The following is a 15,520-nucleotide window of genomic DNA, read 5'->3' on the forward strand; positions in this document are numbered from 1 at the left end:
GCCACCAGCACGATCACCGCCGCGACCAGCACCAGCAGCAGCGAAAGCGCTACGGCGGCATCCGGATCGGACTCGCGCTGGAGATAGATCTCCAGCGGCAGCGTGCGGGTCTTCCCCTGCAGGCTGCCCGCGAAGGTGAGCGTCGCGCCGAACTCGCCCAGGGCGCGGGCGAAGGCCAGGATCGTGCCCGATACCAGCGCGGGGCGCAGCAGCGGCAATGTCACCCGCCACCACACCAGCGACGGCCGCGCACCCAGGGTGGCGGCGATCCGTTCGTAGCGGTCGCCCGCGGTGCGCATCGCACCCTCCAGCGTGATCACCAGGAACGGCAGCGCCACGAAGGTCTGCGCCAGCACCACCGCGGTCGTGCTGAAGGCGATGCGGATGCCGAGCGACTCCAGCTGGTGGCCCACCAGCCCGTTCCGCCCGAACAGATACAGCAGCGCCAGACCACCCACCACCGGCGGTAATACCAAGGGCAGCAACACCAGTGCGCGCAGCACCGGCAGCGCCCGCCAGCGCGAGCGGGCCAGCACCGCGGCCATCGGCACACCCAGCAGCACGCACAGCAGCGCGGCCGCCACGGAGGTGCGCAGGCTCAGCAGCAGCGCCACCCGCGAGGACTCCGAGGTGATCAGATCCAGGAAATGCGACCAGTCCACCGCCCCGGTCAGCGCCACCAGCGGACCGGCCACCAGCACGAAGCCGATGGCCGCCGGCAGCAGCAGCCAGACCGGGGGCTTGATCACGGCCGCCCGAAACCGGCCTGCTGCAGCGCCTGCTGGCCATCGGGCCCGGTGACCAGCGTGACGAAGTCCTTGGCGGCCGCGGCGTTCTTCGAATCCGCCACGGTGGCAATCGGATAGGTGTTCACGGCGGTCGCGGACTCCGGGAAGTTCACCGTCGTCACCTTGTTACCCGCGCCGGCCGCGTCGGTGACGTAGACCAGGCCCGCGTCGGCCTGCCCCGAGGTCACCTTGGCCAGCACGTCGGTCACCGAGGACTCCTCACTGACCGGCGAAATCGACACGCCCGCACCGGTGGTCACCTTCTTGGTGGCCGAACCGCACGGCACCTGAGGCGCGCACACCACCAGGCGCAGCCCGGACTTGGACAGATCCGCCAGCGAACCGATGTGCGCCGGATTGCCCGGCGGCGTCACGATGGTGAGGACATTGGTGGCGAAAGTCTGGGGCTTGTCGGTGATCCGGCCGCCCTTCACCGCCTTGTCCATGTTCGCCTGATCGGCGGAGGCGAAGACGTCGGCGGGCGCGCCCTGATTCAACTGCGCCACCAGATCCGAGGAACCGGCGAAGGAGAAGGTCACCTTCGTGCCGTGGTGCGCGCTCTCGTACCGAGTGCCCAGCTGGGTGAACACCTGCTTGAGCGAGGCGGCCGCGAAGACCGTGATCGTCGTGGTGTCACTGCTGTCCGAGGAGGAACCGCAGCCCGACAGCAGACCCGCGCCCAGCACCGCGGTCGCGGCCAGCACGGCTCCGGACCTGGAACCTAGGCCGCGCCACCGGTTTCCGTGGCGGTCTCCACCACCACCGTGGTGGCCTTCACGCTCGCCCACGCCACGCTGCCGGGTTGCAGCCCCAGCTCGCGCACCGACTCGCTGCTCATCAACGACACGACTGTGAACGGTCCGCATTGCATCTCCACCTGTGCCATCACGGTATCGGCCACCACCCTGGTGACCAATCCGGGAAAACGATTGCGTGCCGAACTGGCACTAGCCATCCGGGTCTGTGGAGTGCGAGCCTGCTCGACGGCCAATTCCGCGAGCTCGCTGCCATCCACCACCAGGCGACCGGATTCGTCCTTGCGCGCGGACAGCACGCCACCGTCGATCCAGCGGCGCACGGTGTCGTCGCTGACGCCCAGCAGCTGGGCGGCGTCACGAATCCGAATTTCGGGCATGACAAGCAGAATAGATCCGCAAATACGGAAGTACCAATCGAATCGAACCGTAGATGCGGACAACAACGGCCGGCAAGGTGTTCCAGTTCACTGTCGCGCCGCTGGCGCCCGCACCGGCGGCCAGTACGCTCGAAGCAATCATGGCCACGTATTTCGATCCGAAGGCCTGGTCACCTCTGCGCGCGGTAGACCTGGGTATGGACCTCGGAAGACGCTTGTTCGACCAGAGCTGGCTGGACCAGTGGACCAGTTTCACCACCGCCTGGCTCGAACCAGCCGCCGACTTCGGAGCCGGGACAGTCACCGCGCTCATGCCCGACGTCCTCATGACGCTGCTGTCGGAAGGCATCCTCAGTCAGTTCGGCGGGCAGGAGGTCAGCGCCACCCTGCTCGGACACGACCTGCGAGCCACCCTCCACACGCTCAAGGTGCGTCGGCGCGGGGCGCACTTCCAGACCAAAACCGTGCTCACCGGGCTGATCTGGAACACCCACCCCATCGAGGAACTGACAGTCATCGCCCACGGAATGCGGCTGATCCCCGGCGTCCCCACCAAGCTGCGGACCTCACAGCTCGACCTCACCGGTGTGATAACCCTTGCGGCACTGCTGGAGTGGATCAACACCTGGCAGCCCGACTGGGAACTGCAGCCCGCCGACGACGGGCTCATCCTGGCCCGCCACCGGCGCCGCAGTATCCGGGCGCTGGCCGCGGCCGAGATCACCGACAACGTCCTGTCCATCACCGTGCACCGGGCCCACTGGCGAAAGGTGCGCGCGCCCAGGCGATTCACGACGCTGAACCCGATTCCGCTGTCGGGGCTGCCCAGCGAGGCGCGCATCAGCCGGGCCGAACACGTCGGGGAGCACGTGTTCTTCAGCGTCGACCTGCCCGCGATCAGCGGCTCGTTCGATCTCGCGCAGATCCGCTCGGCCATCGTCGCGGGGACGACGCTGATCATCTTCTAGGGAACCCCGACTCCCGGGGCTATCGAACCTGCTGCGTCGGCCACCATTCGAGCAGGGCCGCCTCGGCCTCTTCACGCGTCATCGGACCACGGTCCAGGCGCAGTTCCTTCAGGAAACGCCACGCCTTGCCGACATCCGGGCCCGGCTTCAGGTCCAGCAACTCCATGATCGAATTGCCGTCCAGATCCGGGCGCACCCGCTCCAGATCCTCCCGCTCCCGCAGGCGTTCGATCCGGGTCTCCAGATCGTCGTAGGTCGAACGCAGGGCGGCGGCGCGGCGCTTGTTGCGGGTGGTGCAGTCGGCGCGGACCAGCTTGTGCAGACGGGGGAGCAGCTCACCGCCGTCGGTCACGTAGCGGCGCACCGCCGAATCGGTCCACTGCCCCTTGCCGTAGCCGTGGAAACGCAGGTGCAGATACACCAGCCGCGCCACGTCCTCGGTGAACTGCTTCGGATACTTCAAGGCGCGCATGCGCTTTCGCACCATCTTCGCGCCCACCACCTCGTGATGGTGGAAGCTGACCCCGCCGCCGGGCTCATTGCGCTTGGTCGGCGGCTTGCCGATGTCGTGCAGCAGGGCGGCCCAGCGCAGCACCAGATCCGGATCGCCCTGCTCCTGATCGATGGCCTGGCGCAGCACGGTCAGCGAATGCTGGTAGACGTCCTTGTGCTGGTGGTGCTCGTCGATCTCCAGCTGCATGGCCGGGACCTCCGGCAGCACCCGTTCGGCCAGCCCGGTCTCGACCATCACATCGATGCCCTCGGTCGGGTATTCGCCGCCGATCAGCTTGTCCAGCTCCGCCCGCACCCGCTCGGCCGTGATGCGCTCGATCTCCGGGGCCATCTCGACGATCGCCGCCCGCACCCGCGGCGCCAGCCGGAAACCCAGCTGCGCGACGAAGCGCGCGGCGCGCAGCATGCGCAGCGGGTCGTCCTGGAACGAATCATGCGGCAGCGCAGGCGTATCCAGCACCCCGGACAGCAGCGCCTCGACGCCGTTCAGCGGATCCACGAACTCCAGCTCGCCCAGCGCGCCGATGCGCACCGCCATCGCGTTCACCGTGAAATCGCGGCGCACCAGATCACCCTCGAGGGTGTCGCCGAAGGTGACCGCCGGATTGCGCGAGACCCGGTCGTAGGCGTCGCTGCGGAAGGTGGTGATCTCCAGCTGCTGCCCGGACTTGGACGCGCTCACCGTGCCGAAGGCCAGACCACCGGTGTCCCACAGATGATCGGCCCAGCCGCGCATCAGCTCCTGCACCACCTCGGGGCGGGCGTCGGTGGTGAAGTCCAGGTCGGTGCCCAACCGGCCGAGCACCGCGTCGCGCACGCTACCGCCGACCAGATACAGCTGATGACCGTGCGCGGCGAACAGTTCACCCAGCGGAGTCAGCACATCCGAGAGCCGTCCCAGCGTTATCGCGGCCGCCGCCAGCAGGCGAGTACGACGATCCTCCACAGCTGCTTCCTCGGACTTCGGCGAAACCACGAAAACGCAGCTTAGTCGGTCGGGGTCGCGATCCCCGAAAAGTGTCCTGCCGCTCCCGCCGGTCACCCGGCGTGCCGCGCCACGACCGGTGTCTACCTGCTATGAGAGCTCTGTATATATAGGAGCTACTCCGCTGGGGCGGGCGGAGCCGCCGTCCCCTATAGACTGACGCAGTGTCCCCGGCCGATCGCGCGAACAGTCGACGCCGCCAGCCCCGGCGGCGTGGTTCGGCCGGTACCGCGGCGAAATCCACCGGTGCGGCCAAGCCTCGCATGCGCACGGTCCGCGAAACCTCCGCGGGCGGACTGGTGGTGGACGGCCTCGACGGCCCCAGCGATAAACGCTGCGCCGCCCTCATCGGGCGCACCGACCGGCGCGGACGACTGCTCTGGTCGCTGCCCAAGGGCCACATCGAAGAGGGCGAGACCGCCGAGCAGACGGCCATTCGCGAGGTGCAGGAGGAGACCGGCATCCACGGCACCGTGGTCGCCGAACTCGGCAGCATCGATTACTGGTTCGTCACCGAGGGCCGGCGGGTACACAAGACCGTGCACCACTATCTGATGCGCTCACTCGGCGGTGAGCTCTCCGATGCCGACGTCGAGGTCACCAAGGTGGCCTGGGTTCCCTTGAGCGAACTAGACTCCCGGCTCGCTTACGCTGACGAACGCAGGCTGGCCGAGGTCGCCAACCGGCTGATCGACCGGATGGAGAACGGCAGACAATGACGCGTGCGGGATCGCAGCGCACGCTGCTTTCACTCGTCGCGGTAATGCTGGCGGTGCTCACGACGCTGGGAATCGGACCCGGAATCGGCACACCCATTGCCGCCGCCGAACCCACCGGCAGCGGCAGCGGACAGCCGAGCGGACCGAAATTCCTGAAGCTTTCCCTGGATTCGGTGACGCCCACCGCCATCACCGCCGCCAGCGACCCCTACTTCGTGGTGTCGGGCACCGTCACCAATATCGGTGACCGGCCGGTGGACGATGTCAGCATCCGCATCCAGCGCGGCGCGGCCGTCACCAGCCCCAGCGGACTGCGCTCCACCCTGCGCCTGGACCAGGTCAACTACGACATCAACGGCGAATTCCAGGACGTCTCGGACCAATTGACCCCGGGACAGCGCAAACAGTTCAGCCTCACCGTCGCCCTGCGCGCGGGAACCGATCTGCCCAGCGACATCTCGTCACTCGACATCGCCGCGCCCGGCGTCTATCCGCTGCTGCTCAATGTGAACGGCCAGCCCGCGTACGGCGGGCAGGCCCGCCTCGACGACGCCCGCTTCCTGCTGCCCGTCCTCGGCGTCCCCGGCACCGACCCCAAACGCGCGCTCGCACCGGCCGCTCCGCCCGCCGTTGACGCCCCGCCGGTGGCCACCACCATGCTGTGGCCGCTGGCCGACCGGCCCCGGCTGGTCGCGGGACAGCCCGGCACCCCAGACGGGCAGGCGCTGCTCACCGACGACGACCTGGCCGCCTCACTCGCGCAGGGCGGACGACTCGACCAGCTGCTGTCGGCCCTGGAGAGCGTGGTCAAACCCGACAGCGGGCGCGACCGCAACCTCGTCAGCGCGCTCTGCCTGGCCGTCGACCCGGACCTGCTCATCACCGTGTCCGACATGACCAGGGACTACCGGGTGCTGGCCAGCCCCTCGGATCCGGACGGGCCCACCCGCTCCGGCACCGGTAGCCACGCCGCCAAGGCGTGGCTCGAACGGCTGCGCGCCCTCGCACCCGGAATGTGCGTGGTGGCACTGCCGTTCGCGCAGGTCGACCCGAGCGCGCTGGCCGCCGCCGGCGACGTCACGCTGGCCGACCGCGCGCTCAACGCGCCCGCCGACCTGATCGACTCCCTGCTCGCGGTGAAATCGGTACGCGGCGTGGCCGTTCCGGATGCCGGCACCGTCGACACCGACGGCGCCACCCTGTTCGCGCACCACGGCTTCACCACCACCGTGCTCGCCGACAACGCCGTGACCACCGGCGACAACCGCGCCAACTTCACCGCCGCCAAGACCCCACCGGGCGGCGCCGCCCCCGAACCCGGCACCCCCGACGTGGTGAACCTCGCCGACATCACCCTGCCGCCGGCCGCCGGCGCGACCCCGCCGCCCGCGCCCGCCACCCTGCACGCCGCCACCTTCGACATCTGGGCCGCGACCGCCCTGGCCGCCATCGGGTCCAATCCGCCCACACCGCCTTTCACCCCCGACAAGGTCCGCTACGAGGTCACCAACGACTCCCGCGCCGCCCGACTGCAGGACGCGCTCGGGGCCATGGCCTGGACCGCGCTCAACCCGGAACCCGGCCGCCCGCGCTCGGCGCTGCTGATGCCGCCGCAGCAGTGGGGCGCCAACCGGGACGAAGCCTCCACTGTGCTGGGACAACTGGACCTGCTGGTGAAGAGCGGCCTGGCCACGCCGCGGCCGTTCACCGACCTGGTAGCGCAGCAGCCGGATCCGCAGGGCTACCAGCTCGACTACCCGGGCGAGGCCGCCGACGACGCGGTACCCGCCCACTTCGCCGAACCGGTGCACCAGCAGGCCCAGCGCATCACCGAGCTGATGAGCGCGCTGGTGGACGTGCCGCAGCAGGAACTCAGCCCCCGTGCCTTCCTCACCCCGCTGCGCGACGACCTGATCCGGGTGCTCTCCCTGTCCGACCGGCGGGCCGGGGCCGCCGCCGCGGACACCAACGCCCAGCGCCGACTCGACCAGACCACCAAAACCATGGACAACCTCTACGGTTCGGTGACAGTGCTGCCGCCCGGCGGCGTCTACACCCTCGCCTCCGAGCAGAGTCCGCTGCTGCTGGTGGCCCGCAACGACCTGCCGGTGGCCATCCGGGTGCGCTTCAAGATCGACGCGCCGGCCGAGACGAACATCACTGATATCGGCGAACAGCAGCTGCCCGCCAAAGGGAATCGATCCTTCCAGATCCCCACCGAGGTATCCGACAGCCGAAACCTGGTCATTCCCATCGCGCTTACCACATCCGACGGGGTGACGCTCGGCAATGCGGTATCGGTATCCGTGCGGTCCAACGCTTACGGTCAGGTGTTGGCAATAATTACTGCGTGCGCCTGTGCGCTGCTGCTCCTGCTGGTCGGCCGCCGGCTCTGGCACCGCTTCCGCGGACAGGCCGACCCGGCCGACGAAGGGTTCGACCCCGAACCCCGAGGCGGAGATGACAGTGTGGGGCGCGCGGGTAAGCGGGACAAGAAACGACAGGAGGCACGGTGAGCGAGTACGGCGGGCCGCGCTCATCCGGCCGACCAGAGGGACCCGACGGGCCGCCGCCGCGGCGCACGCCATCGGCGCCGTGGGAACGCGGCGCGCCCCGCCCCGGCCCGCGCGGCCCGCAGGGCCCGGCCTCCGGACAACAGCGCGCGGTTCCCGGTAATCCGCAGGGATACCCGGGACAGCAGTATCCGGCCAAACCGTCCGGTCCGCAGCGGCAGGCGCCGCTGCCCGGCGAATCCGGGCCCATCATGCACCGCCCCCGCCCCCAGCCGGGACGACCCGATCCCATGGCAGGCGGGCGCGTCCCCGCCGAAGAGCGCTACCACTGGGGACACCCCGGCGGCGACGGCAACCGTCCGCCCGGCCCCGGCCCACAGCGCTATCAGACACCGCCGATGTCGAACCCGCGCCCGGCTCCGTCGACCGGCCCACAGCGCCAGGCTCCTGAGACCGGTCCGCAGCGGCAGGCAATGCCGCGCACCGCGACCGTCTCCGCCGCACAGGTGGAGGAGAAGGCCGACAACTCGAACGCCAAACTGGTCCGGGACACCGGGTCTCTGGCCATCGCGACCCTGATCAGCCGCATCACCGGTTTCGCCAAACAGGCGCTACTGCTGACCGTGCTCGGCCCCGCCATCGCCAGTGCCTTCACGATCGGCAGCTCCATCCCGAACATGATCTCGGAGCTGCTACTCGGCGCGGTGCTGACCGCGATCGTGGTTCCGACCCTGGTTCGTGCCGAGCGTGAGGACGCGGACGGCGGCGCGGCCTTCGTGCGTCGCCTGTTCACCACGGCGTTGACCATCCTCGGCACCGGCACGGTACTCGCGTTGATCCTCACGCCGGTCCTGACCAGGCACGTCTTCCTCTCCGCCGACAGCAAGGTCAATTCCGGGCTCACCACCGCGTTGACCTTCATGCTGGTCCCCGCGGTGCTGCTGTACGGAATGTCCGCATTACTCATGGCGATTCTGAACACCCATCAGGTGTTCAAGCCCGGCGCCTGGGCGCCCGTCCTCAACAACTGTGTCGCTCTGGTGGTTCTGAGCCTGTACGCGGTGACACCGGGTGAGATCACTCTGGATCCGGTTCGAATGGGCGAACCGAAGCTGCTGCTACTCGGTATCGGCACCACGCTCGGCGTAGCGGTCCAGGTAGCGGCGCTGCTGCCCGCGATTCGCCGGGAGGGCATCGATCTACGGCCGCTGTGGGGTATGGATGCCCGCCTCAAGCAGTTCGGCGGGATGGCCGCGGCCATCGTCCTCTATGTCCTGATCAGCCAGATCGGTTTCAGTTTCACGCTGCGAGTCTCTTCGCACGCCGATGTCGCGGGTCCGACCATCTACCAGAACGCCTGGCTGCTGTTGCAACTGCCATGGGGTGTGCTCGGCGTGACCCTGCTGACCGCGATCATGCCGCGGCTGAGCCGCAACGCGGCCGCCGACGACACTCCAGCGGTGGTGGACGATCTGGGCGCAGCAACCCGACTGACCATGATCGCGCTGGTCCCCATCGTCACGTTCCTTACCTTCGCCGGACCACAGATCGGCGAGGCGATCTACGGCTACGGTCGCTTCGGCGGCGACGCCGCGCGACTCGGCGAGGCGGTGTCCTGGTCGGCGTTCAACCTGATTCCGTACGCGCTGGTGCTGATTCACCTGCGCGTCTTCTACGCGCGTGAACAGGCGTGGACACCCACCTGGATCATTCTCGGCATCACCAGCGTGCAGATCACCCTGTCCGCGCTCGCACCTGTCCTCGTCTCCGCGGACCACGTGGTCATCGCGCTCGGCGTGGCCCGCGGCCTCGGCTTCGTCACCGGCGCGATCATCGGCGGCTGGCTGCTGCACCGCAGCCTCGGCGATCTGCGCATGGCGAATGTCGGCCAGACCATCACCCGCGTGGTGCTGGCTTCACTGGCCGGTGGCGCGGTCCTGCTCATCGTGGACAAGGTGCTGGGCCTGCACCGGCTTTCGGACAGCTTCGGCGGATTCGGCTCGCTGGTGCGGGTCGGCCTCACCGCCATCGTCATGTTCGGCGTGGCATTCGGCCTGATGCGCCTGCTCGGCATTCCCGAGATCGTGGCCATCACCGTCGCGGTCTCGCGTCGGCTCGGCATCACCCCGCCCGCACCGGATCTCGACCTCGACGGCACCCCGCTCGAGGACATCCACGAGACCACGCTGCTGCCCAAACCGGACCTGCGGGCGGCGCCGTACTACTACCGCTTCGATCCGTACCTCGACGCGCAGACCATGGTGCTGCCCGTCATCCGGCCCGATGCGGTTGAACTCACCGAAAAGACCGAGTTCCCGTACCCTGTTCGGCAGGCAAGCGCAACTGCCCAGACCGGCATGTCCGCGGACAGCTCCCGCGGCACGCCGGACAGTGCACGGACACCGGACGGCGGCTTCCGCACGACTTCGGATGCCGGCGCAGCGGTTCCGGCTCCGATACATCGGTCTTCGACATACCAGGGCGAAGGAGGAACGAGGGTGAGCGACGATGCGGCGGGCGGTGTCCCGGCCGCCGAATCCGCAACGGCCGCGGGCGGCGGGCTCTCCACGGACACCCCACCCTCCGGCGCAGCCGGCGGAAAGCCCGGTGGCCGAGCCGAATCCGCGGCCCACTCCGGCGGTCCCGGCGACCACGAGGAACCCGAGCACCTACCGGAGGCGGAGGACCACGCCGGTCCCGAAACCGGTGTGTACGAGGCCATCTCGCCGCAGATGCCGCCCATGCGGGTGGAATCGCCGAGCAAGCGCATCCAGCGCGGCCCCAAGCTGACGCCCGGCGCGTCGGTGGCGGGCGGCCGGTACCGGCTGCTGGCCGGCCACGGCGGCGCGCGTGGGCTCAAGTTCTGGCAGGCCCTCGATGTGAAACTGGACCGCGAGGTCGCGCTCACCTTCGTCGACGCCGATCAGCAGGCCACCGACAACTCCGGACACGATGGGCCGCAGGCCATCCTGTCCCGCACGCTGCGCCTGGGCCGGATCAACTCGCCCGGTCTGGCCCGCGTGCTGGACGTGGTGCGCGGCTCCTCCGGCGGCATCGTGGTGGCCGAGTGGACCCCCGGCCGCTCGCTCAAGGAGATGGCCGAGACCGTGCCGTCGCCGATCGGCGCCGCGCGCGCCGTCCGGGCGCTGGCGGCCGCGGCCGAAATGGCGCACCGCGGTGGTGGTTCGCTGTCCATCGACCATCCGGACCGGGTGCGCATCAGCGCCACGGGCGACGCCGTGCTGGCCTTCCCCGGCACGCTGTCCGACTCGGACGCCCAGTCCGACGTGCGGGGCCTGGGCGCCATGCTCTACGCGCTCATGACCGCGCACTGGCCGATCCGGGTCGGCGGCATCTCCGGCAGCGCGGCCACCGTCGGCGGCCTGCCGCTGGCCGACTTCGGCCCGGATGGAACGCCGGTGGAGCCCAGGACCATTCGGCCCGAGGTGCCCTTCGAGATCTCCGCGGTCGCGGTGCGGTCGCTGGAGTCCAACAAGGGTGTGCGCACCGCCGCCACCGTCCAGCACGTGCTGGAGCAGGCGTCGGTGGTGGACCAGAAGACCGACTTCATCCCGGTGCTGCGCCTGGGTCAGAAGCCGCCCAGCGCACCCGACGAGACCCTCGCCGACCCGGAACTGCTCGCCGCCGAGAAGGAACGCTCGCAGCGGATGATGTGGATCCTGGTCGGTCTGGGCGTGCTGGCCGCGCTGGTGGTCGGCGTCATCATCTGGTGGCTGCTGAGCGTCTTCGCGCCCGGCTCCTCCAACGCGCCGCTCAACGAACAGCGCAATATCGGCCTCACCACCTCGGCGACGGCGCCGCCCAGCCCCGGCGCGTCCCAGGCTCCGGCCAGCGCGCCGGCCAGCGGCGGGGTGCCGGTGCCGGTCACCGGCGCCACGGTGTTCTCCCCGGAGGGCACCCCGGACAATGTCGGCAGCGTCGCAGCGGTGCTGGACAACAACCCGGCCACCACCTGGCACACCGACGCCTACTTCCAGCAGTTCCCGGCCCTGAAGAAGGGCGTGGGCGTGCTGACCACCCTGGGCAGCCCCAGCAAGCTGACCAAGGTGATCATCGAATCGCCCTCGCCCGGAACGCAGGTCGAGATCCGCACCTCGCCGACCGCCTCGCCGACCCTGGATCAGACCCAGCTGATCGGGTCGGCGGTGCTCGGCGACGGCACCACCGAGATTCCGGTGCGGGCCGATCAGCCGGCCCGCTACGTGCTGGTGTGGATCACCCAGCTCGCCAACAACGGGGGTCAGTTCCAGTCTTCGATCGCCGAGATCCGGTTCGAAGCCAGCGTCTAATTTGCCCTCCGCTTCGCTCCGGGCTGGTTGAACAACACTGAGCGCTGATTACAAACAGATCGCGCAATTCAGACCAAGCGCCTGCTACCTGCGCTTTTTCTCGATTTTCGTTGCTACCGAATCGTTATCTTCGATATGATCTTGCGTACTCTCGGCAAGGGGAGCTCCCGGGGGCCGACTTCTACGGTCCCGGATGACAGCCACACATCTCGGTGACGCCGGCCCGTGAACAGGCCGTGCCACCGGTCTGAGGGGAAGCATTGTCGTCAGCGCACGAACTCGTGGAAGCACCGCAGGTCAGCGATCGCGACCTGCTCACCGCCCACGCCGGTGGGGCACCCTACGCCTTCGCCGAACTGCTCCGCCGCCATCGCGACCATCTCTGGCAGACCGCGCTACGCGCCTCCTACGGCCCCGAGGACGCCGCCGACTCGCTCCAGGACGCCCTGCTGTCCGCGCACAAGGCCGCGGGCGCCTTCCGCGGCGACGCCGAGGTGCGCAGCTGGCTGCACCGCATCGTGGTCAATGCCTGCCTGGACCGCATCCGCCGCAACAAGCTGCGCCGCACCGAACCCCTGTCCGAGGACACGGCCGACGAACCACGCTGCCCGCGAGACGATTTCGCGGCCCTGGAGGCCACCCTGATGGTCGACGCGGCGCTGTTCACCCTGCCCGCCGACCAGCGCACCGCCCTGGTCGCCATCGAGCTCGAGGGCTACTCCATCGCGGATGCCGCTGCGCTGCTGGGCATTCCGGAGGGCACCGTCAAGAGCCGGTGCGCCCGCGGGCGGCGGCGGCTCGCGGCGCACTTTCAGGAAGCGAACACCGGACCTGCGATGAACACCTGAATTCCACTCGAACACGGCGATATTGGGGGAACCTTGAACGGTTCCGCTGCGTCGGATACAAAGACAGGTCTGCGTTTCCTACTCGAGGCCCTGGAGGGGCAATGGAGGACACCGGAGGAGCAATGGCGGGTACCGCGGTACCCACGCCGCCCTTCTCCACCGAACTGCTCGCCGATCTGCACGGCGGCAGTCTGCCGCCGGAAGAATCCGAGCGGCTCTGGCCCGCGGTCCGGCGCGACCCGGAGGCCATGCGCTATCTGCACTCACTCGACCGCGTCGACGATCGCCTGCACGACCTCGGCCAGGACGAACACATCGCCCACCCCATGCCCGCCGAGGTGGCCGCCCGTCTGGAACGCATGATCGAAGACCTCGCCACCGGCGACGAGGACCCGGCCACCGCCGACCGGCCTGCCGCCGTGACCCGGCTGCCCGTCGCGCCGCCGCCCGTCACCCGCTCCACCCATCCGGCCCCGCCCTCCACCGCCCCCATGCCGGTGCTCGACGGCTCCGTCTTCGATACCGGCCGGCTCGATCCCCGGGAGCTCGAGGATCCCGAACCCCCGGCCGCGTTCGAGCACGACACGGATCCCGGCGAGCCCGTCCCGTTCGAGACCCCCTCCCGCCGCCTGCGCTGGCTCACCGTCGCCGCGGCCGCCGCGGCGGTGGTCGCGGGCGCCGTGGTGGCCGTGGACGCCGTCAGCACCCGCACCGTGACCCCGGCCGCCCAACCGGCCGCCGACGCCAACCTGGACCCGGGTCTGGCGCCGACGGCCGTCCTCACCGCCATGGGCCGCCACGACATCACCGGCCCACTGGCGGCCGGCAACGCGCTCGCTGCGTGCCTGCAGGCGGCCGGGCTGGACCGCCAGGTGCTCGGCTCCCGCAGCGTCGTGTTCTCCGGCGCACCCGGGGTACTGGTCCTGTTGGCCGGACCCAAACCCCCGCAGATCACCGCCGCCGTCCTCGGAACAGCCTGCGGCCCAGGCAATCCCCAGGTGCTCGGACGCGCCGACATCGGCTAGCGCCCAACGATCTTGGAGATCGGCCAGTAGTTCGCGGCCCGGCTCGATTCTGGACCGACGGAGCGGGGGAGCGGAGGAGGGAAGAATCGAGCTTCCGGCTCCATAGACCTGCGCCTTGGCCGCGAACCGCCCGGAGCGGGGCGGAGGGCAAACAGGCACGGGAACAACAGCGTTTAGGCTGTTGTTGACCGACACGCTCACGCTCGAGCGATCGAGATTCTGCACAACAGCTTCGGAGGGCCACCTTGAGCACGCCTGTTCGCGACCTGATCATCGTCGGTTCCGGTCCGGCCGGCTACACCGCCGCGGTGTACGCCGCCCGGGCGGAACTGGAACCGCTGCTCTTCGAGGGCACCCAGTTCGGCGGCGCGCTCATGACCACCACCGAGGTCGAGAACTTCCCCGGCTTCCGCGAGGGCATCATGGGCCCCGACCTGATGGAGGAGATGCGGGAGCAGGCCAAGCGCTTCGGCACCGACATCCGCACCGAGGACGTCGACGCCCTCGACCTGACCGGTCCCATCAAGAAGGTGACCGTCGGCGGTGAGGTCCACGAGGCCTACGCTGTGATCCTCGCCATGGGCTCCGCGGCCCGCTACCTGAACGTCCCGGGCGAGCAGGAGCTGCTCGGCCGCGGCGTCAGCGCCTGCGCCACCTGTGACGGCTTCTTCTTCAAGGGCCAGGACATCGTGGTGATCGGCGGCGGCGACTCGGCCATGGAGGAGGCGACCTTCCTCACCAAGTTCGCCAGCTCGGTGACCATCATCCACCGCCGCGAGGAGTTCCGCGCCTCCCGCATCATGCTGGAGCGGGCCAAGAACAACGACAAGATCCGCTTCGTCCTGAACTCGGAAGTCGTTGCGGTGCACGGGGATACCGCGGTCACCAGCCTGACCCTGCGCGACACCCGCACCGGCGAGACCTCCGAGCTGGCCGCCACCGGCCTGTTCGTCGCCATCGGCCACGACCCGCGCAGCGAACTGGTACGCGGCCAGGTCGATCTGGACGACGAGGGCTACGTGCTGGTCCAGGGCCAGAGCACCTACACCTCGCTGCCGGGCGTCTTCGCCGCCGGCGACCTGGTCGACCACACCTACCGGCAAGCCATCACCGCCGCCGGTACCGGCTGCCGCGCGTCCATCGACGCCGAGCGCTGGCTCGCCGAGCAGGGTGACATCACCACCAACACCCTCGATCACGCCGGTCAGCCGGTGGAAGTGAACAACTAAAAGGAGCTAGGCATGTCCGACGCCAAGACCGGTGCCACCAAGACGGTGACCGACGCCACGTTCGCCGACGAGGTGTTGCTCAGCGAGAAGCCCGTTCTCGTCGACTTCTGGGCCGCGTGGTGCGGCCCGTGCAAGATGGTCGCACCGGTGCTGGATGAGATCGCCGCCGCCAACACGGACAAGATCACCATCGCCAAGGTGGACGCCGACAACAACCCCGAGACCGCGGCCCACTACGGCATCATGTCGTTGCCTACTATGGTCCTGTTCCAAGGAGGCAAGGAAACCAAGCGGATCGTCGGTGCGAAGGGCAAAGCTGCCCTCTTGCGCGAACTGGAAGAAGTTCTTTAACGACTCGCCGTAGGATGCCTGCACTCGACAGTTGCCGAAATTCGGTCCGGGTCTGAAACAATCGTTCGACGCTCCGGTCGTGCGTAGGTGTGAACCGCCGCATGAATGGGTACCCGGGTTGGCGGAAGGAAAGGGC

At 69.2% G+C, this 15,520-nt stretch carries 12 protein-coding genes; 8 read left to right on the forward strand and 4 right to left on the reverse strand.

Going from position 1 to position 15,520, the window contains the following annotated elements; genetic code table 11:
* The 3 genes from ACFXN1_RS15975 to ACFXN1_RS15985 form a co-directional block, all read right to left on the reverse strand.
* Positions 1-749: ABC transporter permease (locus ACFXN1_RS15975; RefSeq protein ID WP_379463620.1), on the reverse strand; the 749-nt coding region annotated here is incomplete at its 3' end.
* Positions 746-1,489 (reverse strand): molybdate ABC transporter substrate-binding protein, encoded by a 744-nt coding sequence (gene modA / locus ACFXN1_RS15980; protein ID WP_379435983.1) that lies wholly within the window; start codon positions 1,487-1,489, stop codon positions 746-748. The genes ACFXN1_RS15975 and modA, both read right to left, overlap by 4 nt.
* A gap of 20 nt (positions 1,490-1,509) precedes the next feature.
* Entirely contained in the window at positions 1,510-1,923 is a 414-nt protein-coding gene (locus ACFXN1_RS15985; protein ID WP_354849050.1) for a TOBE domain-containing protein, read from the reverse strand.
* Between the two features lie 53 nt (positions 1,924-1,976).
* Here ACFXN1_RS15985 and ACFXN1_RS15990 point away from each other — a divergent pair, with 53 nt between their 5' ends.
* Complete coding sequence (locus tag ACFXN1_RS15990; RefSeq protein WP_379435877.1) at positions 1,977-2,891, forward strand: hypothetical protein; 915 nt, start codon at positions 1,977-1,979, stop codon at positions 2,889-2,891.
* Positions 2,892-2,910: 19 nt separating this feature from the next.
* Here the strand turns inward: ACFXN1_RS15990 and ACFXN1_RS15995 are convergent, their stop codons facing one another.
* Positions 2,911-4,350: a CCA tRNA nucleotidyltransferase gene (locus ACFXN1_RS15995; RefSeq protein ID WP_379435876.1), complete on the reverse strand. Its 1,440-nt coding sequence runs from the start codon at positions 4,348-4,350 to the stop codon at positions 2,911-2,913.
* A 203-nt stretch (positions 4,351-4,553) separates the two neighbouring features.
* Here ACFXN1_RS15995 and ACFXN1_RS16000 point away from each other — a divergent pair, with 203 nt between their 5' ends.
* The 7 genes from ACFXN1_RS16000 to trxA all read left to right on the forward strand — a co-directional run bounded on the left by ACFXN1_RS16000 (position 4,554) and on the right by trxA (position 15,384).
* Positions 4,554-5,108 carry an NUDIX hydrolase gene (locus ACFXN1_RS16000; RefSeq protein ID WP_354849043.1) on the forward strand — a complete coding sequence of 185 codons (555 nt, stop codon included), beginning with the start codon at positions 4,554-4,556 and terminating at the stop codon, positions 5,106-5,108.
* On the forward strand, positions 5,105-7,624 hold the full coding sequence (locus tag ACFXN1_RS16005) for a DUF6049 family protein (RefSeq protein ID WP_379435874.1): 2,520 nt from the start codon (positions 5,105-5,107) through the stop codon (positions 7,622-7,624). Before ACFXN1_RS16000 ends, ACFXN1_RS16005 begins: the two co-directional genes overlap by 4 nt.
* Before the next feature lie 470 nt (positions 7,625-8,094).
* Entirely contained in the window at positions 8,095-11,931 is a 3,837-nt protein-coding gene (locus ACFXN1_RS16010; RefSeq protein WP_379435982.1) for a lipid II flippase MurJ, read from the forward strand.
* Positions 11,932-12,191: 260 nt separating this feature from the next.
* Positions 12,192-12,779: an RNA polymerase sigma factor SigM gene (sigM, locus tag ACFXN1_RS16015; RefSeq protein ID WP_379400786.1), complete on the forward strand. Its 588-nt coding sequence runs from the start codon at positions 12,192-12,194 to the stop codon at positions 12,777-12,779.
* A gap of 101 nt (positions 12,780-12,880) precedes the next feature.
* Positions 12,881-13,804, forward strand: a complete 924-nt coding sequence (locus ACFXN1_RS16020) for a hypothetical protein (protein ID WP_379435873.1) — start codon at positions 12,881-12,883, stop codon at positions 13,802-13,804.
* A gap of 245 nt (positions 13,805-14,049) precedes the next feature.
* Positions 14,050-15,033 (forward strand): thioredoxin-disulfide reductase, encoded by a 984-nt coding sequence (gene trxB / locus ACFXN1_RS16025; protein ID WP_379400789.1) that lies wholly within the window; start codon positions 14,050-14,052, stop codon positions 15,031-15,033.
* Between the two features lie 12 nt (positions 15,034-15,045).
* Positions 15,046-15,384, forward strand: coding sequence for a thioredoxin (gene trxA / locus ACFXN1_RS16030; RefSeq protein WP_354849029.1), 339 nt, complete (start codon positions 15,046-15,048; stop codon positions 15,382-15,384).
* Positions 15,385-15,520 lie beyond the last annotated feature (136 nt).

It is taken from the genome of Nocardia sp. NPDC059154 (genome assembly GCF_042755705.1).
In the GTDB taxonomy this organism is placed as follows: Bacteria; Actinomycetota; Actinomycetes; order Mycobacteriales; family Mycobacteriaceae; genus Nocardia.

Coding starts and splice junctions, on each gene's coding strand:
- ACFXN1_RS15985 (WP_354849050.1), bottom strand. CDS start 1,923: ATGCCCGAAATTCGGATTCGTGACGCCGCCCAGCTGCTGGGCGTCAGC.
- ACFXN1_RS15990 (WP_379435877.1), top strand. CDS start 1,977: ATGCGGACAACAACGGCCGGCAAGGTGTTCCAGTTCACTGTCGCGCCG.
- ACFXN1_RS16005 (WP_379435874.1), top strand. CDS start 5,105: ATGACGCGTGCGGGATCGCAGCGCACGCTGCTTTCACTCGTCGCGGTA.
- ACFXN1_RS16010 (WP_379435982.1), top strand. CDS start 8,095: ATGCCGCGCACCGCGACCGTCTCCGCCGCACAGGTGGAGGAGAAGGCC.
- ACFXN1_RS16020 (WP_379435873.1), top strand. CDS start 12,881: ATGGAGGACACCGGAGGAGCAATGGCGGGTACCGCGGTACCCACGCCG.
- trxA (WP_354849029.1), top strand. CDS start 15,046: ATGTCCGACGCCAAGACCGGTGCCACCAAGACGGTGACCGACGCCACG.